The following is a 19,674-nucleotide window of genomic DNA, read 5'->3' on the forward strand; positions in this document are numbered from 1 at the left end:
GCTCCTCCGGGGTTGCCGGGTGGGTTGAGTGGATGGCGCTATTTTCCGCCTCCAAACTGGCGCGTGGAGCATCAGTGGGCCGAACGGATTGTTTCCCGCAGCGACCCAACGCGGCGTGGTGCCGCGCTAGGGTTCAACCTCGCGAACGACGCGCACGACGGGGCACCATGCGCTGCCATGCAGCTTCGCCCCTGCCAGCACCCGCTGGGCCTGGACACCGGGTGGCACTGTCGAGCAGCGGGCCACCAGCGCATCGGCGGGAAGGATGCCGTGGCGCTCGGTGTAGAACGGCCAGGCCAGGTTCCATCCCGCCGGGCGTTGCACGATGCGCCCCGTGAGGCGCACGGGGCGCCCGGCGCGCAGGGCGAGGGTAAACACGTCGGCGCGGGCCTGCTCGCTGATCCTGACCACGAACTCGGCCTCGCCAGGGCCGGCTTGGGCGGGGCGGACGGCAAAAAAGCGATCTGCCTGCACGCCAGGCGTGGCGGCGGCGGGTGTGGCAAGGGCCAGCATGGCGAGGATGACTAGCGATTTCATGGGCGCCTCCGTGCGCGTGGGGGGTGGGTGCCAGCAAAGCATGGGCACGGCAGGCTGTCATCGGCGCATGGCCCAGGCTCGCTGTCGGCGTTCGCCTACACGGTTGCCTTTGGCCGAATGCCGCCCATATGGAAAGGATCGGCGCCGCACCGCGCCCCAAGGATTCCCCTGCCCATGATCCCGTTCTCCGTCCTCGACCTGGCCCCGGTACCCCGCGGCAGCACGCCCGGCGATGCCTTGCGCCACTCCCGCGACCTCGCCATCCACGCGGAAAGCCTCGGCTTCCACCGCTACTGGCTGGCCGAGCACCACAACATGACGGGTATCGCGAGCGCGGCCACGGCCGTGGTCATCGGGTATATCGCCGAGGCGACGAAGACGATCCGCGTGGGCTCGGGCGGCATCATGCTGCCGAACCACGCGCCGCTGGTGATCGCGGAGCAGTTTGGCACCCTGGCCTCGCTGTACCCCGGCCGCATCGACCTCGGGCTGGGCCGCGCGCCGGGCACCGACTACGCCACGGCACGGGCCCTGCGCCGCTCGCTCGGCCCCAGCGACGACCGCTTCCCCGACGACGTGGTGGAGCTGCAGCAGTACCTCGGCCCGCTGTTGCCGGGCCAGACGGTGCGTGCCGTGCCCGGCATCGATACGAAGGTGCCCCTGTGGTTGCTGGGCTCGAGCCTGTTCAGTGCGCGCCTGGCCGCGGAGATGGGCCTGCCGTTCGCGTTCGCCTCGCACTTCGCGCCCGATCTGATGATGCAGGCACTCGAGGTGTACCGCGGCATGTTCCGTCCTTCCGATGTGCTGGCGAAGCCCTACGCCATGCTGGGCATCAACGTCGTCGCCGCCGACACCGACCAGGAGGCCCGCCGCCTGTTCACCTCGCAGCAGCAGGCGTTCTGGAACCTCCGCCGTGGCGCGCCGGGCCAGCTGCCGCCGCCGGTCAACAGCATGGAAGGCATCTGGACGCCGATGGAGAAGGCGCAGGTGGACCACGCGCTGTCGAGCGCCGTGGTGGGTTCGCCCGACACCGTGCGCGACGGGCTCGCCGCGTTCATCGACCGCACGCGCGCCGACGAGCTGATCATCACCGCGCAGGTGTTCGACCCCGCGGCCCGCAAGCACTCGTACACCCTCGTGGCCGAGCAACACGCGAAGCTCGCCACGGGCGCCGCCGCGTGACGTTGCGCGTGGTCCTGGACACCAACGTGTGCCTGGACGCGTTCGTCTTCGCCGACCCCCGTGCCGCCGCGCTGGTCGCGGCCATCGAGGGTGGCGAAGTGGAGGCGGTGACGCGTGACGATTGCCGCGTGGAGTGGCTGGCGGTGCTCGATTACCCCGCGCTGAAACTCGACGACGCGCGCCGCGCCGACGCCGTGTCACGCTTCGACGCCCTCGTGCGCGTGCTGCCCGATGCGCCCTGCATGAAGGCTCCGCCGCGCTGCAAGGACCCCGACGACCAGAAGTTCCTCGAACTGGCCGCGTCCACCAGCGCATCGATCCTGTTCTCGCGCGACGCCGAGGTGCTGCGGCTGGCGCGCCGCACGAAGCGCGAAGGCCTCTTCGACATCATGCGCCCGGAAGACTGGCCCGATTTCCGCGACGCCGATTGACGGGTGCCTTACCTGACTACTGTGGGAGCGCGCTTGCGCGCGAAAGCGGGAGGTGGGCATCGGGAAGTGGGGGCGTGACCCGACGCCCGGTCGAGGGTGCCGGCGGCGCCACGCCGGCGCCACACCAGCGCAGACTCTCCACCAGCCTCACGCACCCGCCGGCCCGACCACCCCCGCTTCCCACCTCCCACCCCCGCTCTTGTCGGAGGCGCGTGCACGCGAATGCCGGGGACCAAACGCCTGAGCCCTCAATCCACCGGCACGAGCGCGATGAAGTTGCGCAGGCTGTAGTAGCGCTCGTGCTGGGGCCATTCCACCGAGGCGATGGCCTTGTGGCCCGCGGCCCAGGGCTCGTTGTCGAGAAGCACCTCCACCTGGCTCTTGCCGTCGCCCGTGTTGCCGTAGAACACGCGGATCCAGTGGATATCCGCGGTGAGCGGCGCGGTGCTGATGGCGGCCTCGAGCGCCGACAGGCCGTCTTCGGGGATCTCCATGGGCGCATCGTCCTCGCCGCGCAGGGTGAAGTCGCCGATGTAGACGGCGAAGCGGTGCGCACCGGCGGTGAGCTCGCGCACGGCGAGTTTCTTGCCGTTGACGACGTGCCAGCAGGCGGCCAGCACCACGTGGAAATCGTTGCGCGCGAAGCTGTCGAGCGCGTCGCGGCAGCCGGCCTTGCCGGCGCCGATGCCGCCGAAGCTCTCTTCGATGGTGCGTTCTTCGTCCAGCACGATATCGATGTCGAGGCGGCCCAGGCCGCCGTTGTTGCCTTCGTGCCAGATGCCGCGGATGGCCGGGAAATCATCGCCTTCGGTCAGCAGCCAGTCCTCGTCGGGTTCGAGGCCCACGCCGTGTTCGGCGAAGAGGTCCATCAGGGTGTTCTGGATAAGTCGGTCCATGGGGGTTCCGCGTGTGGATCAGTGGGTCGGATTATGCGGTGCCGGCGAGCTTGCCGAGCGCCATCGCGGCGGCAGGGTTGCGCTCTTTCGCCGCGGAGATGAAGAAAACGAAGACATCCCTCGGCTTGCCCGTGGCCTGCGGCTTGCCGACGTGGGGCAGGCCGGCGGGGTCGCCGCCCCCGGCCCAGGCGGCCGCCGTCGCCGCGATGTCGCCCAGGCCCTTCGCCGTGTAGCCGGTCTTACGGCTGGCCACGCTGCGCATCAGCCGCGCGTAGGCAAACGGGCCGGTGAGGTCGGCGAGGTTGGGGTGGTCGGGCGAGTCGGTATACACGGTGGCGACGCCGCGGGCGCGGGCCAGCTCAACCCAGCGCGGGTCGAGGAAGCTTTCATGGCGTACTTCCACCGCGTGGCGCAGCGCCACGCCGCCGACGGTTTCCGGCAACAGGTCGAGGAAGCCGGCGATGTCGTCGGGGTCGAACTTCCGCGTGGGCATGAACTGCCACAGCACGGGGCCCAGGCGGTCGCCAAGCGCCACCGCGCCTTCGAGGAAGCGCCCTACCCGTTCGCCCGTGGATGCCAGCGCCTTCGTCTGCACGATGTGCCGGGGTGCCTTCACCGAGAACACGAAGCCATCCGGCACCGTCCCGGCCCACTGGCGGTAAACCTCGGGCGCGGGCGCGCGGTAATAGGTGCCATTGATCTCGATGGCGCTGACGTGGCGGCTGGCGTATTCGAGTTCGCGCTTCTGCGCGAGGCCCTCGGGGTAGAACACGCCGCGCCAGGGCGCGAAGGTCCACCCGCCCATGCCGGTGCGGATCGTGCCGGGTTTCGTGCGTTTCGTGGCCATTGGCTTCGCATGCTCGCAAGGGTGGGGTGGAGGCGGTGTCGTCGCGATCGTCCATAATCCCCGCCATGCCCACCATCCGCATCCTGACCGTCGACGACCACCCGCTGCTGCGCGAAGGCATCGCCGCCGTGCTCGAGGGCCAGCCCGGCCTAGAGCTGGTCGCCGAGGCCAGCACGGGCGAGGAAGCCGTCGAGCGCTATCGCGCGCTGCGCCCCGACCTCACGCTGATGGACCTGCAGATGCCCGGCATGGGCGGCATCGCCGCCATCGAGGCCATCCGCGCCGAGTTCCCCGATGCCCGCATCCTCGTGCTCACCACGTACCGCGGCGACGTGCAGGCCCTGCGGGCGTTCCGTGCCGGTGCCCAGGGCTACCTGCTGAAAAGCGAGCTGCGCAAGGACATGCTGGCCACCATCACCCAGATCATGGCCGGCAAGCGCCGTATCCCCGACGAGATCGCCCACGAGATGGCGGGCCACGCCGACGACGACGAGCTGAGCCCGCGCGAAATCCAGGTGCTCACCCGCGTGGCCACCGGCTCGGCCAACCGCGACGTCGCCAGCGCCCTGGGCATCGCCGAGGAGACGGTGAAGGCGCACATGAAAAGCATCCTGGCCAAGCTCCAGGCCAACGACCGCACCCACGCGGTGGCCATCGCCCTGCGCCGGGGCATCATCGAGCTCTAGGCGGCTGTCATACGCCGTGCCGAATTTGATCTGATAATCGTTCGTATTACGATATCGGGCTTTCGCACGATCCAAAGGCCGCAACACATGCCCTTCCGCCCCTCTCTCCTGGCCCTCGCGCTGGCCGGCGCCCTTGGCGCGCCTTGCCTGGCGGCCGCCCAGGACACCACCCCGCCGCCATCGCCCACCACCCTGGAGGGCGTGAAGGTCGTGGGCGACTGGCTTGGCGAGGCCCAGCAGAACACCGTGCAGAACCACCCCGGTGCCCGCACCGTGGTGCGCCGCGAGCAGTTGCGCGAGGCGGGCGCCACCAACCTGCGCGATGCCCTGCGCCGCATCCCCGGCGTGCAGGTGCAGGAGAGCAACGGCACCGGCGGCAGCGATGTCTCGCTCAACGTGGGCGTTCGTGGCCTCACCTCGCGCCTGTCGCCGCGCTCCACCATCCTGCTCGATGGCGTGCCGCTGGCCGTGGCGCCCTATGGCCAGCCGCAGGTCTCCATGGCCCCGGTGGGCCTGGGTAACCTGCAGGCGGTGGACGTGGTGCGCGGCGGCGGTTCCGTGCGCTACGGGCCGCAGAACGTCGGCGGCATCATCAACTTCGTGACGCGCGACATCCCCGAGGCCTTCGGCGGCAGCGCCGGCGTGCAGTTCCAGGGCAGCGAGCACGGTGGCATCCGTACCAACAGCAATCTTTTCCTCGGCGGCACCACCCAGCAAGGCCTGGGCGTGGCACTGCTCTACAACGGCCTGCACGGCCCGGGCTACCGCGAGAAGCAGGATAACGAGAGCATCGACGACCTGATGCTGAAGGCGAAATACGCCATCACGCACGAGGACACGCTCACCGGCAGCATCCACCACTACGACGGCCAGGCCGGCATGCCGGGCGGCCTCACCCAGGCCGATTACGACGCCGACCCGTTCCAGTCGCGCCGGCCGTACGACGATTTCCACGGCCGTCGTACCGATTACGTGGTGAAGTACAGCCACGTGGAGGATCGCCGCTCGTTCGAGGTGCAGTCGTACTACTCCGACAGCTTCCGTGGCAGCCACATCGAGACGATCACGCAGAACGCCAACGGCAGCTACGCGCACCAGCTCAACGCCTACCCGCGCAACTACCACGTGTTCGCCATCGAGCCGCGCTACTCGGAGCTGTTCGACTGGGGCCAGGCGACGCACGAGATCGGCGTGGGCTACCGCTACACCAACGAAGCGATGCACGAGCGCACGCTGCGCAACAACAAGTACACCTCGAACCTCTGGTACACGCCGTTCACCGGCGACCCGTACAACGGCCCCTACGTGCTGTCGGGCAACAACACCGGCAGCAACGAAGCCCACGCGCTGTACATCGACGACACCATCAACGCGGGTGACTGGACCATCACGCCGGGCCTGCGCTACGAGCGCATCCGCAGCCAGTGGCAAGCGCACCCGGATGCCACGGTGGTGGTGAAGGGCCCCACCGCGCGGCGCGAGTCGTATTCCAAGCCGCTGCCATCGCTCAACGTCATGTACCACCTGAGCGAGGCGTGGAAGCTCTACGCCAACGCCGAGACCTCGTTCGGCTCGCTGCAGTACTTCCAGATCGGCCAGAAGGACTCGACGAACCAGTTTGCCCAGGGCCTGGAGCCCGAACTGGCGCGTACCTTTGAAATCGGCACCCGCTACGACACCAAAGCGTGGGGTGGCGAGGTCAGCCTGTTCCGCATCAACTTCGACCACGAGCTGCAGCTGGTGGGCAAGCTGCCCAACGTGCCGGATTCGTACGAAGGCTGGACGAGCCTGGGCGCGACCACGCACAAGGGCATCGAGACCTCGGCCCACCTCGATTTCGGCGCGTTCAACGATGCGCTCGATGGCCTCACGCTGTGGGGCACGGCCACCTACACGCACGCGTTCTCAAAGAACGGCTCGTTCGCCGGGAAAGACCTGCCGTTCTACTCGCGCCGCACCGCGAACCTTGGCCTGCGCTACAACGTGGCCGCGTGGACGTTCAACCTCGACGCGTTCTCGCAATCGCGCCAGCACTCGCCCGGCTCGCCGAGTTTCGATCCCGCGAACCCCACCGCGTACGTCACCGAGCCATCGGCCAATGGCGATCTCGGGAACATCCCCGGCTGGACTACCTGGAACGCGCGCGGCGAATACGCCTTCGGGCCGTCGTTCTCGAACCTTCGCGTCGGCCTGGGCGTGAAGAACCTCTTCGACCGCCGCTACTACACGCGCAGCACCGACAACAACGACGGCTTGTACGTCGGCATGCCGCGCACCTACTTCGTCCAGGCCTCGGTGGACTTCTGATGACCCCTCGCCCGCGCCGCTTCCGCACCACCCTGAAGACCCTGCACCTGTGGCTGGGCCTCAGCCTGGGCCTGTTGCTGGCGCTGGTGACGCTCTCCGGCAGCGTGCTGCTGTGGGAGCAGCCGCTGCTGGTGGCCGGGCACCCGGAACTGGCGGCGCGGCCGCTGCCCGATCTCGCCACGCAGGCGCGCTCGCTCGAGGTGGTGCTGGCCTCGAAGGAGGCGAAGGGGCTGCGCGGCTTGTCGCTTCCCGACGCCGGGCTGCCGGTGTGGGAAGCACAGGCACGCGGTGGTGACCGTTACTACTTCGATGCCACGACCGGCGCCTTGCTGTTGACCCGGCACAAGAGCGGTGACGGCTTGCTCACCTTGCTCGACTGGCACACGCACCTGCTGACGGGCGAAGTGGGCGAAACGGTGCTGGGCGTTGTCGCGTTCGCGGGCCTTTTCATGCTGTTCTCCGGCGTATGGCTGTACTGGCCGGGCCGCCAGCGCGCGCTGAAGCACCTCAAGCCGCATGCGAACCCGCCGGTGCTGCGCTGGGCCAGCTTCCACCGTGCCGTGGGCGTCATCGCCCTGCCCTTGCTCATCGTCATGATCGGCACGGGCACCACCATGGCGTACCGCGGCGCCGTGCGCACGGGGCTCGCGGCCGCACTCGGCGAGAAGGCACCGGCGAAGCCACCGAAGACGGCGCCGCTGGAAGGCACGCCCGATTGGGCGGCCGTACTGGCGGCCGCCCGCGCCGCGGCGCCCGATGCCGAACTCACCCGCGTGATGCTGCCCGGCAAGGACAGCGGCACCATCGTGATGCGCGTGCGCCGTGCCGGCGAATGGAACCTCGCCGGCCGCAGCACGCTGTTCATCGACGGCCACGATGCGGCGGTGATCGGCGGCGAAGACGCGACGAAACTAGGTACGGGTGGCCGCCTCGCCAACGCGCTGTTTCCCATCCACTCGGCGGCCGTGGGCGGTATAACGTGGCGCGTAGTGGCCTGCATCACCGGCCTGCTGCCGATGTTCTTGCTGGTGACAGGTTTTCTTTTTTGGCGTGCAAGAACGCGCAGGCGTTCCTGACCCTCTGTAGGAGCCCACACTGTGGGCGATGCGGCCGCAAGGGGGTCGCCCACAGGGTGGGCTCCTACAACGGCGCGCCCCTGCCAGCGTATTGCCACACGGCGGGCCCGGGCCGCGCCCGCCAGCGCCGCTAAGCTGCGCATCCTGCCAACGCCGGGACACCCTCATGCGCCTTGCCCTGCCCTTGCTCGCCGGCCTCGCCGCCCTGCCCGCCTTCGCCGCCGCGCCTACCGCGCCCGTGCCGGCATGGAGCGAACCCAGCCCACCGCATGCCATCTACGGCAATGCCTACCAGGTGGGCAGCAAGGGGCTGTCGTCCATCCTCATCACCTCGCCGCAGGGGCACATCCTCATCGACGGCACGTGGACGGGCAACGCGCCGCTCATCGAGGCCAACATCCGCAAGCTCGGCTTCCGCGTCGAAGACATCAAGGTGATCCTGAATTCGCACGCGCACTTCGACCACGCGGGCGCCATCGGCGCGCTGCAGAAGGATAGCGGCGCGCTGGTGCGCGCCACGGCGGCGGGTGCGAAGGCGATGACGCTGGGTGGCCGCGACCCCGACGACCCGCAATTCGATTCCACCACGAAGGATGCCTTCCCCACGTTCCCCGTCACCGGCGACATCGTGGACGGCACGGTGGTCACCGTCGGCCCGCTGAAGCTCACCGCGCACATCACGCCAGGCCATACGCCCGGTGGCACCGCATGGACATGGGATAGCTGCGAAGGCAGCACGTGCAAGCACATCGCCTACGTCGACAGCCTTTACGCCTTCGCCCTCGGTTCGTACCGCTACAGCGACCACCCGGCCTACGTGGCCGCCTACTGGAAGACGTTCGACCGCGTCGCGTCGCTACCGTGCGACATCCTCGTCACGCCGCACCCCGAGCAGGGCGCGGGGAAAACCTGCAAGGCCTACGCACAGGACGGCCGCGACCACCTCAAGCAGCAACTGGAAGACGAAAAAAACGGCACGTAGGAGCCCACCCCGTGGGCGACATCTCTTCGCGAACACGCAACAGGCCTTGTAATGCCTTCGCGAAAAGCGTCGCCCACAGTGTGGGCTCCTACGCGCGCTTTAGCGCGAACCGGCAGCCAGCATGGCGCCGATGCGCTCGTCTTTCTCGGTCCACAGCGTGTTGATCCACGCCTGGAAGCGTTCGCGGAACGCGGTGTCGTTCTCGTAATCACCGCGCATGCCGCCCGGGATGGGCAGCTTGCGGACATGGATGCGGATCTCGCGGATGCGGCCGGCGATCATGTCCATCATGGTGCCGGGGCCATCGGGGTAGACGATGGTGACGTCGAGCATGTGGCGGATGGCATCGCCCATGGCATCGATGACGAACGCCACGCCGCCGGCCTTGGGGCGCAGCAGGTGGCGGTAGGGCGATTGTTGCGCGTCGTGCTTCGCCTGCGTGAAGCGGGTGCCCTCGGTGAAGTTCATGATGGCCACCGGCACGTGGCGGAACTTCTCGCAGGCGCGGCGCGTGGCGTCGCGATCCTTCGTGCGCAGTTCCGGGCGGCGCGCCAGTTCCTCGCGCGAATGCCGCTTCATGAAGGGGAAATCGAGCGCCCACCAGGCCGGCCCCAGCAGTGGCACCCATATGAGCTGGCTCTTCAGGAAGAAGCGCATGAACGGGATGCGCCGGTTGAACACCTTCTGCAGGGCAGGGATGTCGATCCAGCTCTGGTGGTTGCACACGACCAGGTAGTTGTCGCGTGGCACGAGGCCGTCGGTGCCTTCCACCGTCCACACGGTGCGCGTGAAAGCGCCCCATAGCCAGCCATTGACGCTGAGCCAGCTCTCCGCGATATGCACCAGCGCCGCGCCGCACGCATCGCGCAGCCCCTTCAGCGGCAACACCAGGCGCACCAGCGTGAGCAGCAACAGCGGCGCGACGTGCGCGACGGTGTTGGCCAGCAGGAAGAGGCAGGCGAGGGTGACGCGGAGGGCTTTGGGCAGCGAGGCGAACATAGGGCACGGGCTGGTCAGGGAACGCCCAAGTCTACAGGCCCAACTGCTCCATCACCTCATCCAGGCCCTGTTTCACGGCGTCGATGCCTTCCCAGGGGTCTTTCTTCTGCCGGGCCAGCCGCTTAGGCACGGTGTGGATCGTGAAGTCCGCGCCGGACTTGAGCTTGCCCAGGTCGTCCCAGCGCACCGGCACCGCCACGGGCGCGCCCGCGCGGGCCCGCAAGGAGTAGGACGCCACGGCGGTGGCGCCGCGGCCGTTGCGCAGGTAGTCGAGGTAGATCTTGCCGCCGCGCACCTTCTTCGATGCCGTGGCCACGAACTCCAGCGGGTGGGCCTCGGCCATCGCCTCGGCAAAGCCACGCGCGAAGGTGCGTACCGTCTCCCACTTCGCCGCGGGCGCCAGCGGCACCACCACGTGCAGGCCCTTGCCGCCGGTGGTGCGCACGAACGATTCGAGCCCCAGCTGCTTCAGGAAGCCGCGCACCATGCGCGCGGCCGCGATGACGCGCTTCCATGCCACGTTGTCACCGGGGTCGAGGTCGAAGATGACCCGGTCGGCCTTGTCCGGCGTCTTGACGTGCGAGCCCCACGGGTGGAACTCGATGGCGCCGAACTGCACGAGCTCGAGCAGGCCGGCCTCGTCCTTCGGGTAGAGGTACACCGCCTGCGCGCCGGTCTCTTCCTTCAGCTTCGCGGTACCCACGTGGTGCAGCCCGGCCATGGTGTGCTTCTGGAAAAAGCAGTGCTCGCCGATGCCGCCGGGGCAGCGCAGCATGGGCATGGGCCGGTCGGCCACGGGCGGCAGGAACCATGGCATGACGGCCTTGTAGTAATCCGCCACATCCTGCTTGGTGATGCCGTCGTTGGGGAATACCACGCGGCCGGGGTGGGTGATGGTGATCTCGTCGCTGGCCATGGGGGTTTTCCTCGCGGGCTTCGCAGGCGCCCGGTCGCTGTCATGCAGGTCGGCCGGGGCCTTGTCGATGCGCAGCGCCTTCAGGCTGGGCTGGCGCAGCAGGCCCTGGTTGCCGATGCCACGGAAATACACCTCGGCCACGGCGCTGGGTTCCACCCACAGCGCGCCGCGGAGCAGGGGGTCGATCTTGTCGAGCGGCATGGGCGGCTTCGGCTTGCCGCGGGTGGCCAGCGTCTTGCCAAGGTCGCGCAGCATCTCGTCGGTGAAACCCGTGCCGACCCGGCCGACGTAGGTCCAGCGGCCCTTCGCGCCCGGCTTCGCCAGCAGCAGCGAGCCGAACGCCACGCGCGAGCCTTTCGCGGGCGTGTAGCCGACGACGGCGAATTCATCGGCCTCCAGGCGCTTGATCTTCAGCCAGTCGTCGTTGCGGCCGCTGTGGTACGCGCCATCGACCCGCTTGGAGATGATGCCTTCCAGCTTCTGTTCCATCGCCATGGCGAACACGCCGTCGCCGTCGCCCACGTTGTGGCCGCTGTAGCCAAGGTGCGCGGGTGCGTGGGCGAGCAGGCGTTCGAGCAGCGCCTTGCGCTCGTGCAGCGCCGTGCGCGACAGGTCTTGGCCTTGCAGGTAGGGCAGGTCGAACAGCATGTACACCAGGGGCGCGTTGGCCTCGCCGGAAAGTGTCTTCTGCAGCGCGTTGAAATCGCTGCGGCCCTGCGCGTCGACGGCGATCAGCTCGCCATCCAGGCGCGCGCTGTCCAGGCCCAGCGCCTCGATGGCCTGCACGATCTCGGGGATGCGCTCGTTCCACGGCAGCGCGTTGCGCGACCACGTGTTCACCTCACCACGGGCGATGCTGGTGAGGATGCGGTAGCCATCCCACTTCACCTCGTGCAGCCACTGGTCGCCCTGCGGTGGCGTCTCGCGCAGCCGGGCCAGCTGGGGCGCGAAGAAGGCGCCGTTCGGCTTGCGTGCCTTCGCGCCGCTTATCGCGGCGGCGGCTTTCGCCAGCGCGGCCACGGGCGTGCGCCGGGCCCTGGGCGCCGCCTTCTTCCGCGCGGTGCTCTTCTTCGCGGCGGCCTTGGTCGCTGGCGTCTTCGCCGCCTTGCGCGTGCTGGCGCGCATCTTCGCATCGAGCATGTCGTCGGCCTCCACGTCGCCGGCGTAGGCATCATCCGCCTTGATCAGGAACCATGCGGGCTGGCGCTCCTTCCTGCCGCTGCGCACCAGGTGCCACGCGCCTTTCAGGCGCTTGCCGAACAGCTCGAAGCTGAGGTGGCCTTTCTGCAGTTGCGCCTCGATATCGCCCGCGCTGGACCACACGCCGCGGTCGAACGTATCGACGTGGCCCTTGCCGTAGCCATGCTCGATATCGCCTTCGAAATCGGCGTACGACACGGGGTGGTCTTCCACCTCGACCGCGAGCCGCTTCACCGCCGGGTCGTAGCTCGGGCCCTTCGGCACCGCCCAGCTGCGCAGCACGTCGCCCACCTGCAGCCGGAAATCGAAATGCCGCCGCGAGGCATGGTGCAGCTGCACGACGAACAGCGCACGGCCCTTGCGAGCGGTGCCCTCGGGTGCAGGCTCCCGTGTGCGGCTGAAGTCGCGCTTCTTCCGGTAGTCCTGCAGGCTCATGCCACCGATGATTGGAGCGGGCCGGTGAACAGGCCGTGCAGCCCGCGAGGAGCCTTCTCCAGAGTTGTCGGGCCGCGGCCGGCCTCGGTACGCTCACGCTCCTCCCCACGCCCGGATGTTCCCCGCCATGCACGGCCCCGGCCCCTTCGACCCAACCCGCCGCCGCTTCGTCCAGGGGCTGGCCGTGGCCGGCGTGGGCCTTGCCACGGGCGTGGTGCGCCCAGCCTGCGCCACGGCGCCGATGCCACGCCCCGCGACATGGCAGGGGCCCGCGTTCCAGCTGGCGGTGCGCGAAGCGGCGGTGGACTTCACCGGCCGCGCCCGCACGGCCGTGACGCTCGACGGCAGCGTGCCCGGGCCGACGCTGCGGTGGCGCGAGGGCGACGAGGTAAGCATCGCCATCGACAACCAGCTCGATACGGTGACCTCGCTGCACTGGCATGGCCTGGTGGTGCCCGCGAACCAGGACGGCGTGCCGGGCCTCAGCTTCGACGGCATCGCGGCGCGGTCGCGCTTCACCTACCGTTTCACCGCGAAGCAGGCGGGCACGTACTGGTACCACGCGCACAGCCGCTTCCAGGAGCAGAGCGGCCTGTACGGCGCCATCGTCATCGAGCCGCGCGCGGGCGAGCGCTACCCGGCCGATCGCGAGCACGTCATCCTCATCAGCGACTGGAGCGACGAAGACCCCGAGCGCCTCTATGCCCGGCTGCGCACCCGACCGGACATCTACAACTACGGCCAGCCCACGCTGGCGGGCTTGCTGCGCGATGCGCGGGCCAAAGGCTTCCGCGATGCCGTGGCCATGCGCCGCATGTGGAACCAGATGCGCATGAACCCCACCGACCTCGCTGACGTCTCCGGGGCCACGTACACCTACCTGGTGAACGGCATGGCCCCCGCGGCGAACTGGGTGGGTGCGTTCAAGCCGGGCGAGCACGTGCGCCTGCGGCTGGTCAACGGCTCGTCGAACTCCATCTTCGACCTGCGCATACCCGGCCTGCGCATGCAGGTGGTGGCGGCCGACGGCCAGGACATCGTGCCCGTGGACGTGGACGAGCTGCGCCTCTCCGCCGCCGAGACCTACGACGTCATCGTCGTGCCCACCGAGGACAAGGCCTACACCGTGTTCGCCCAGTCGATCGACCGCTCCGGTTACGCCCGTGCCACGCTCGCGCCGCGGGCGGGCATGCAGGCGGCGGTGCCCGCGCTGGATCCGCGCCCGCGCCTCGCCATGCGCGACATGATGGGTGCGATGGGCGACGACGCCACCGACGGCGGCATGGTGATGGCACACCACGCCAGCACCGAATACGGCCCCAACACCGACATGCACGTGGACATGCCGCGCACGAACCTCGATGACCCAGGCGTGGGCCTGCGCGAGCGCACGCATCGCGTGCTCACGTACGCCGACCTGCGCACCGTGGGTGGCGCACTGGATACGCGGGAGCCCTCGCGCACCATCGAGCTGCACCTCACCGGCAACATGGAGCGCTTCGCATGGGGCTTCGACGGGCAGAAGTATTCCGACGCCAAGCCGATACATTTCCGCCAGGGCGAGCGCCTGCGCATCACCCTGGTGAACGACACGATGATGAACCACCCGATCCACCTGCATGGCATGTGGAGCGAGGTAGAGGATGCGCACGGCGCGTTCCAGGTGCGCAAGCACACGGTGAACGTGCAGCCCGCGCAGCAGGTGAGCTACGCGGTCACCGCCGATAACCCCGGCCGCTGGGCGTTCCACTGCCACATGCTGTACCACATGGAAGCGGGGATGTTCCGCGAGGTGGTGGTGTCGTGAGGCGTTGGCTTGCCCTTGCCGTACTGGCCGCATCCGCGCCCTCCGGCGCCGCGGCGCAGCAGATGCCGCCCATGGAAGGCATGGACCATGCCGCGATGGACCACGCCACCATGCAGCACGATGCGCCGAAGCAGGGCGCACAACCGGCACCTGCGCAGGATCCGCACGCTGGCCACGACATGGGCGCCATGCACGACATGGGCTCGATGCCGATGGGCCCCATGCAAGGCGGCAGCGCGCCTGCCGGCGCGCGCAGCCCCGATTACTCCGATGGCATCGCGCCCGCGATGATGCACGGCATGGCCATGGACGACATGGACGACACGGCGCCTAGCGCGATGCTGCTGCTCGATCGGCTTGAGTCATTCGCGGGGCAGGGTGGCCACGGCCAGTCGTGGGAGGCCGAAGGCTGGTACGGCAACGACACTAACAAGCTGTGGCTGCGCAGCGAGGGCGAACGCGAAGGTGGCCGCCCGCATGACGGCGACGTGGAAGCGTTCTGGAGCCACGCCATCGCCACGTTCTGGGATACCCAGCTCGGCGTGCGCAGCGACTTCGGCCAGGGCCCGAAACGGCAGTGGGCGGCATTCGGCGTGCAGGGCCTGGCGCCGTACTGGTTCGAGCTGGAGGCCACGGCGTACGCGGGGCAGGGCGGGCGCACGGCGGCACGCGTGCGCGCCGAGTACGAACTGCGCATCACGCAGCGCCTCATCCTGCAGCCCGAGCTCGAGGTGAATGCCTATGGCAAGGATGACGAACGCCGCATGCTGCGCGCGGGCATCTCGTCGGTGGAAGGTGGCCTGCGCCTGCGCTACGAGTTCACCCGCGCGTTCGCGCCCTACGTGGGCGTGGCGTGGGAGCACCTCACCGGTGGCACCGCCGACCTTGCCAGCGCGCAGGGCCGCCGTGTCACCGAACGCCGCTGGGTCGCCGGCGTGCGCCTGTGGTTCTGACGCGCCACTACCAGGGCAGCGTACCGCCGCGGTACGTGACGAAATGCGCGCCGGCCTTGCCGGCATACGAGGCGATGGCGTCGACGAGGCGGGGGATGCTTTCGTCGACCGACAGCGTGGCCGCATGGCCACCCATGTCGGTCCGCACCCAGCCGGGGTCCAGCGCCAGCACCGCGCGCCGGTCACCCGCGCGCTCGTTGGCGAAGCTGCGCAGCATCTGGTTCAGCGCGGCCTTGCTCGCGCGGTAAACGTTCCAGCCGCCCTGCGTGTTGTTTTCGACGCTGCCGAGGCCCGACGACATGGCGGCGAGCACGCCGCTTGCCGGCACCAGCGATTCGAAGGCCTCCAGCACGCGCATGGGGCCGAGCACGTTGGTCACCATTACGTCGATGAACTCCATGTCCGACACCGTGGCGGCGTTCGCGTCGCGATCCTCGGTGGCGATGGCGGCATTGGCCAGCACCAGGTCGAAGCGCTCGCGCGCCAGCCGCTCGCGCAGGGCGTCGATCTCGGTTTCCTGCGTGATATCCACGCGCTCGACGCGCAGGCGCCCGCCGTGGCCGTCGCCCAGGGCTGCGGGCGGTTCGCCGCGGACGGTGGCCACGACATGCCAGCCCCGCTGCAGGTAAACCCGCACCAGGGCGAGGCCCAGGCCACGCGAGGCGCCGATGATGAGAGCGGTGTGCTTTGCCATGGGAAGCGATCCTATGCCCGCATGGGCATTGACGATATGCGCCGGGGCGCAGATCTTTCTTGACCAAACGTCACGAGTTATCCGTCCATGCCCAACGATGGCCGCCTGCTAGGCAATCTCAGCGTCCTGGTTTCCGTGGTGGAAACCGGTAATTTCGCCCGCGCGGCCGATGCGCTGGGCCTGTCACCCTCGGGCGTGAGCCGCGCCATCGGCCGCCTCGAGGCGCACCTCGGCGTGCGCCTGCTCCAGCGCACCACGCGCTCGGTGCACCTCACGGATGAAGGCCAGCGGCTGGTCGAGCAGGTGGGGCCATTGCTCACCGGCATCGAGGAAGCGGCGGTCTCCGCGGCGGGCGATGCCCAGGCCGTCCGCGGCCGCCTGCGCGTCAGCCTCGACCCGATGTTCTCGCGGCTGGTGGTGGCGCCGAAGCTGGCGGCGTTCCTCGCGCAGCACCCGCAGCTGGAGATGGAGATCGTGACGCGCGACGAGCTGGGCGACCTCATCGGCGAGGGCATCGACGTCGCCGTGCGCTTCGGCGTGCCGGAGGCCTCGTCGCTGGTGGCGCGCAAGCTGCTCGATACCCGCGTGCTCACGGTGGCCGCGCCGTCGTACATCGCCGCGCACGGTGCGCCGCGCACGCCGAAGGACCTGGCATCGCACGATTGCATCCAGTTCCGCGACCCTGCCACGCGGCGGCCGTACGACTGGGAGTTCCACCGCAAGGGCAAGGTCACTACCGTGGCGACGAAGGGCCCGCTGCTTGTCGCGGATTCGGCCACCATGTACGGCCTCTGCGTGGCGGGCACGGGCATCGCGCAGGTGCTGGAGGTAAGCGTGCGTGACGCGCTGGACGATGGCCGCCTGGTGGAGCTGTTCCCCGACCATGCCGAGGAGCTGTTCCCGCTATACGCCTTCTACCCGTCACGCCGCCACGCGCCGCCCAAGGTGCGCGCCTTCGTCGACTTCTGCGTGGCCATCGCCCGCCGCGCGTGAACGCGGCGTTGACGCCGCCGGTGGTTCGCTCGGCGGACCACCACCCGGGGAGCGCGGCCATGCCACCTCGCGATACCTACGACGAGCCCACCACGGGCTCCGGCGACCCCACCCACGGCCAGCCGCCAGGGCCCGTCGAGCCCGTCACCACCGGCTCGGGCGACCCGCAGCACAAGCGCGATGGCGATGGCGATGTCGAAAACGACGAGGGCGGTTCGACGTAAGGGTGAACCCCACGAAGGAGCCAGCGCCATGAGCCGTCCATTCCGCCGCATCACCCCGTTCCTCTGGTTCGATACCCAGGCCGAAGACGCTGCGCAGTTCTACACGGCGATTTTCCCGAACTCGCGGATCAACGCCGTGAACCACCATTCGGCAGCCTCGGCCCAGGCATCGGGCCGGCCGCAGGGTTCGGTCATGACCGTTGATTTCGAACTCGACGGCGAGCGCGTCACCGGCATGAACGGCGGCCCCGTCGTGGCGTTCAACCACGCCATCTCGCTGGTCGTGCACTGCAAGGACCAGGCGGAGATCGACTACTACTGGGCCAGGCTTTCGGCGGGTGGCGACGCCCAGTTCCAGGCCTGCGGGTGGCTGAAGGACAAATACGGCCTGTCGTGGCAGGTCTGCCCGGACGACATCGACGAGCTGGTGAAGAACCCCGGCTCGGTGGCGGCCCTCATGCACATGACGAAGATCGACATCGCCGCGATGAAAGCCGCCGCGACCTAGGTCAGCCCAGCAGCTCGCGCACGAACGCCTGGTACGTACGTGGCTCGCGGCCCAGCAGGGTGCGCAGCGTGCCGCGTGCGGCGGGCTTGGCGCGCATGCCCTCGCGGTGGAAGCGGGCCAGCATCAGCCGCAGGTCGTACGCGGCCCATGCCGGCGCGCGCTGGGCGATGGCCGCTTCGGCCGCGTCGAGGTCGTCACCCACGTAGGCCACCTCGCTGCCCAGTGCATCGGCCCACACCTTCGCGGCCGATTCACCGGTCATGGCCTCGGGCCCCGCGATCTCGATGACTTCCCGCGGCAGCGGGCCGCTGGCCCGGGCGCGACGGAGCAGGGCGGCGGCCGCGATGTCGGCGATGTCGCGGATATCGATCATCTCGATGCCGACGCTGCCCAGCGCCATGGGGTACAGGCCGTGGGCGGCGGCGTCCTTCAGCGGCGCGTCGTTCTGCATGAAGTACGAGGGGCGGAGCACGGTGGCCGGCAGGTCGAACTGCTCGATGGCGCGCTCGATCGTGTACTTCACCGTGAAGTGCGGCACGTCGGTGAAGTTCTCGGCGTTGAGCACCGAGAGGTACACGAAGCGCTGGATGCCGGCGTCGCGGGCCAGGGTGAGCAGGGTCAGGCCCTGGGTGAGTTCGTCGGCGGTGACGGCATTGAGCAGGAACACGGTGTCGACGCCCTGCAAGGCGGCACGGATCGCGCTCGGGTCGGTGCCGTCGCCGGCCACGGCGCGGACGCCGGCCGGGCCCTTGTAGGCGTTGGGGTTGCGGGTGAGGGCGCGCACGTCGGCGCCCGCGGCGGCGAGGCGTTCGATGACAGCGGAACCGACGGCGCCGGTGGCGCCAGTGACGAGGATGCTCATGGGAAACACCTGTGTGGTTGGGATGGACACAGGTTGCGCGTCTCGCATGCGGTACGATAGCCCGCGAATCGGGACATGGCGTCTCGCCAATGGAACACCTGCCTTGGACCTACTCGCCCTCGCCGACTTCAACGCCGTCGCCACCCACCGGGGCTTTGGCGCCGCCAGCCGCGCCACCGGGCGGCCGAAGGCCACGCTATCGCGGCGCGTGCGCGAGCTGGAAGATGCCCTGGGGGTGCGGCTGGTGGAACGCGGCGCGCGGCCGTTCCGGCTCACGGAAGAGGGCGGCGTGCTGCACGCCGAAACGGCCGGGGTGCTCGGCCATATCGAGCACGTGGCGGCGGACCTGGCGGCAGGCGCCGGTGGCCCACGCGGGCGGCTGCGGGTCAGCGTGCCCGTGTTGTTCGCGCAGCGTGGGGTGGGGCGGCTCGCATCGCGTTACGCGGCGATGTACCCCGCGGTGGAACTGGAGATCGTCGCCGACGATCGCTTCGTGGATCCGCTTGCCGAAGGCTTCGACCTCATCGTGCGCGCCAACCCCAAGCCGACCACCGAGCTCGCCGGCCGCTGCTTCCTCCGCGACCGCTACATCGTCGCAGCGCGGCCGTCGGTACCGAAGCCGCGCGACGGCGAAGCGTTCCCCGCCATTGTGTTGCCCGCCGTCTCGCGTGGCGACACCTGGCCACTGGTCGATGGGAAGAAGCGCCTTGCCATCGCACCACGCGCGGTACTGCGCCTGTCGTCGATGTCGATGGTGCACGATGCCGTGATGGAAGGCGTCGGCGCGGCGATGCTGCCCGCCTCGCTCATCGCCGCCGCGCTGGCCGATGGCACGCTCACGGCGTGGGGCTACGTCGAAGGCGGCATCACTGAAGTGTGGGCGCTCTACCCGCCGCAACGCCACGTCGCACCCAAGGTCTCCGCCTTCGTGAACCTGCTCGTGGACCACTTCAAGGACGCCTCGCCCACGCACTTCGAAGAGCTCACCGGCTCGACCTGAGATTGCGTATTGTCAATTCTGTGGGAGCGCGCTTGCGCGCGATAGCACGTTCACGCAAGACACATCGCGCGCAAGCGCGCTCCCACGAACTCGTGTTTGACAGCGCATGCAACGAAGGGTGAAAGTCGCTCGTCATGCC

The 19,674-nt window shown here is 69.1% G+C and carries 19 protein-coding genes; 12 read left to right on the forward strand and 7 right to left on the reverse strand.

Features of this window, described 5'->3' with window-relative positions; translation table 11 throughout:
• Nucleotides 1–126: 126 nt before the first annotated feature.
• The gene (locus VI08_RS08805; RefSeq protein WP_045829209.1) at nucleotides 127–537 is read right to left on the reverse strand and encodes a hypothetical protein; all 411 of its coding nucleotides are present in this window, start codon (nucleotides 535–537) and stop codon (nucleotides 127–129) included.
• Between the two features lie 174 nt (nucleotides 538–711).
• Between VI08_RS08805 and VI08_RS08810 the strand changes: the two genes are divergently transcribed.
• Both VI08_RS08810 and VI08_RS08815 read left to right on the forward strand, forming a co-directional pair.
• A complete protein-coding gene (locus VI08_RS08810; protein ID WP_045829210.1) occupies nucleotides 712–1,719 on the forward strand; it encodes an LLM class flavin-dependent oxidoreductase in 1,008 nt (335 codons plus the stop codon).
• Nucleotides 1,716–2,150 (forward strand): putative toxin-antitoxin system toxin component, PIN family, encoded by a 435-nt coding sequence (locus VI08_RS08815; protein WP_045829211.1) that lies wholly within the window; start codon nucleotides 1,716–1,718, stop codon nucleotides 2,148–2,150. The genes VI08_RS08810 and VI08_RS08815 overlap by 4 nt, the downstream gene beginning before the upstream one ends.
• A 248-nt stretch (nucleotides 2,151–2,398) precedes the next feature.
• Here VI08_RS08815 and VI08_RS08820 read toward each other — a convergent pair whose 3' ends face one another.
• Both VI08_RS08820 and VI08_RS08825 read right to left on the reverse strand, forming a co-directional pair.
• Nucleotides 2,399–3,046, reverse strand: coding sequence for a DUF6348 family protein (locus VI08_RS08820; protein WP_045829212.1), 648 nt, complete (start codon nucleotides 3,044–3,046; stop codon nucleotides 2,399–2,401).
• A 31-nt stretch (nucleotides 3,047–3,077) separates the two neighbouring features.
• Nucleotides 3,078–3,893 carry a DUF72 domain-containing protein gene (locus VI08_RS08825; RefSeq protein WP_045829213.1) on the reverse strand — a complete coding sequence of 272 codons (816 nt, stop codon included), beginning with the start codon at nucleotides 3,891–3,893 and terminating at the stop codon, nucleotides 3,078–3,080.
• A gap of 65 nt (nucleotides 3,894–3,958) precedes the next feature.
• Here VI08_RS08825 and VI08_RS08830 point away from each other — a divergent pair, with 65 nt between their 5' ends.
• From VI08_RS08830 to bla, 4 genes are all read left to right on the forward strand, one after another.
• Nucleotides 3,959–4,579: a response regulator gene (locus tag VI08_RS08830; RefSeq protein WP_045829214.1), complete on the forward strand. Its 621-nt coding sequence runs from the start codon at nucleotides 3,959–3,961 to the stop codon at nucleotides 4,577–4,579.
• A gap of 87 nt (nucleotides 4,580–4,666) precedes the next feature.
• Complete coding sequence (locus tag VI08_RS08835) at nucleotides 4,667–6,886, forward strand: TonB-dependent receptor family protein (RefSeq protein ID WP_045829215.1); 2,220 nt, start codon at nucleotides 4,667–4,669, stop codon at nucleotides 6,884–6,886.
• Nucleotides 6,886–7,962, forward strand: coding sequence for a PepSY-associated TM helix domain-containing protein (locus VI08_RS08840; protein ID WP_045829216.1), 1,077 nt, complete (start codon nucleotides 6,886–6,888; stop codon nucleotides 7,960–7,962). The genes VI08_RS08835 and VI08_RS08840 overlap by 1 nt, the downstream gene beginning before the upstream one ends.
• A 166-nt stretch (nucleotides 7,963–8,128) precedes the next feature.
• Complete coding sequence (gene bla / locus VI08_RS08845; protein ID WP_052697787.1) at nucleotides 8,129–8,944, forward strand: subclass B3 metallo-beta-lactamase; 816 nt, start codon at nucleotides 8,129–8,131, stop codon at nucleotides 8,942–8,944.
• A 99-nt stretch (nucleotides 8,945–9,043) separates the two neighbouring features.
• Here the strand turns inward: bla and VI08_RS08850 are convergent, their stop codons facing one another.
• Entirely contained in the window at nucleotides 9,044–9,943 is a 900-nt protein-coding gene (locus VI08_RS08850; RefSeq protein ID WP_045829217.1) for an acyltransferase, read from the reverse strand.
• A 31-nt stretch (nucleotides 9,944–9,974) separates the two neighbouring features.
• A complete protein-coding gene (gene ligD, locus VI08_RS08855; RefSeq protein ID WP_045829218.1) occupies nucleotides 9,975–12,494 on the reverse strand; it encodes a DNA ligase D in 2,520 nt (839 codons plus the stop codon).
• Between the two features lie 127 nt (nucleotides 12,495–12,621).
• Between ligD and VI08_RS08860 the strand changes: the two genes are divergently transcribed.
• A complete protein-coding gene (locus VI08_RS08860; RefSeq protein WP_157006495.1) occupies nucleotides 12,622–14,301 on the forward strand; it encodes a copper resistance system multicopper oxidase in 1,680 nt (559 codons plus the stop codon).
• Nucleotides 14,298–15,254 carry a copper resistance protein B gene (locus tag VI08_RS08865; protein WP_332308627.1) on the forward strand — a complete coding sequence of 319 codons (957 nt, stop codon included), beginning with the start codon at nucleotides 14,298–14,300 and terminating at the stop codon, nucleotides 15,252–15,254. The genes VI08_RS08860 and VI08_RS08865 overlap by 4 nt, the downstream gene beginning before the upstream one ends.
• Before the next feature lie 7 nt (nucleotides 15,255–15,261).
• On the opposite strand, the gene VI08_RS08870 is transcribed toward VI08_RS08865, so the two are convergent.
• Nucleotides 15,262–15,948, reverse strand: coding sequence for an SDR family NAD(P)-dependent oxidoreductase (locus tag VI08_RS08870; protein WP_157006498.1), 687 nt, complete (start codon nucleotides 15,946–15,948; stop codon nucleotides 15,262–15,264).
• An 87-nt stretch (nucleotides 15,949–16,035) separates the two neighbouring features.
• On the opposite strand from VI08_RS08870, the gene VI08_RS08875 reads away from it, so the two are divergent.
• From VI08_RS08875 to VI08_RS08880, 3 genes are read left to right on the forward strand one after another with little or no spacing between them, the layout of a single operon-like run.
• Entirely contained in the window at nucleotides 16,036–16,941 is a 906-nt protein-coding gene (locus VI08_RS08875) for a LysR family transcriptional regulator (RefSeq protein ID WP_045829221.1), read from the forward strand.
• A 59-nt stretch (nucleotides 16,942–17,000) separates the two neighbouring features.
• Nucleotides 17,001–17,165 carry a hypothetical protein gene (locus tag VI08_RS21695; RefSeq protein ID WP_157006501.1) on the forward strand — a complete coding sequence of 55 codons (165 nt, stop codon included), beginning with the start codon at nucleotides 17,001–17,003 and terminating at the stop codon, nucleotides 17,163–17,165.
• Between the two features lie 28 nt (nucleotides 17,166–17,193).
• Nucleotides 17,194–17,673 carry a VOC family protein gene (locus VI08_RS08880; protein ID WP_045829222.1) on the forward strand — a complete coding sequence of 160 codons (480 nt, stop codon included), beginning with the start codon at nucleotides 17,194–17,196 and terminating at the stop codon, nucleotides 17,671–17,673.
• 1 nt (nucleotide 17,674) lies between these two features.
• On the opposite strand, the gene VI08_RS08885 is transcribed toward VI08_RS08880, so the two are convergent.
• Entirely contained in the window at nucleotides 17,675–18,535 is an 861-nt protein-coding gene (locus tag VI08_RS08885) for an NmrA family NAD(P)-binding protein (protein ID WP_045829223.1), read from the reverse strand.
• Nucleotides 18,536–18,638: 103 nt separating this feature from the next.
• Here VI08_RS08885 and VI08_RS08890 point away from each other — a divergent pair, with 103 nt between their 5' ends.
• Nucleotides 18,639–19,535: a LysR family transcriptional regulator gene (locus VI08_RS08890; protein ID WP_045829224.1), complete on the forward strand. Its 897-nt coding sequence runs from the start codon at nucleotides 18,639–18,641 to the stop codon at nucleotides 19,533–19,535.
• Nucleotides 19,536–19,674: the final 139 nt, after the last annotated feature.

This window comes from Luteibacter yeojuensis, from assembly GCF_000964085.1.
Taxonomy (GTDB): Bacteria; Pseudomonadota; Gammaproteobacteria; order Xanthomonadales; family Rhodanobacteraceae; genus Luteibacter; species Luteibacter yeojuensis_A.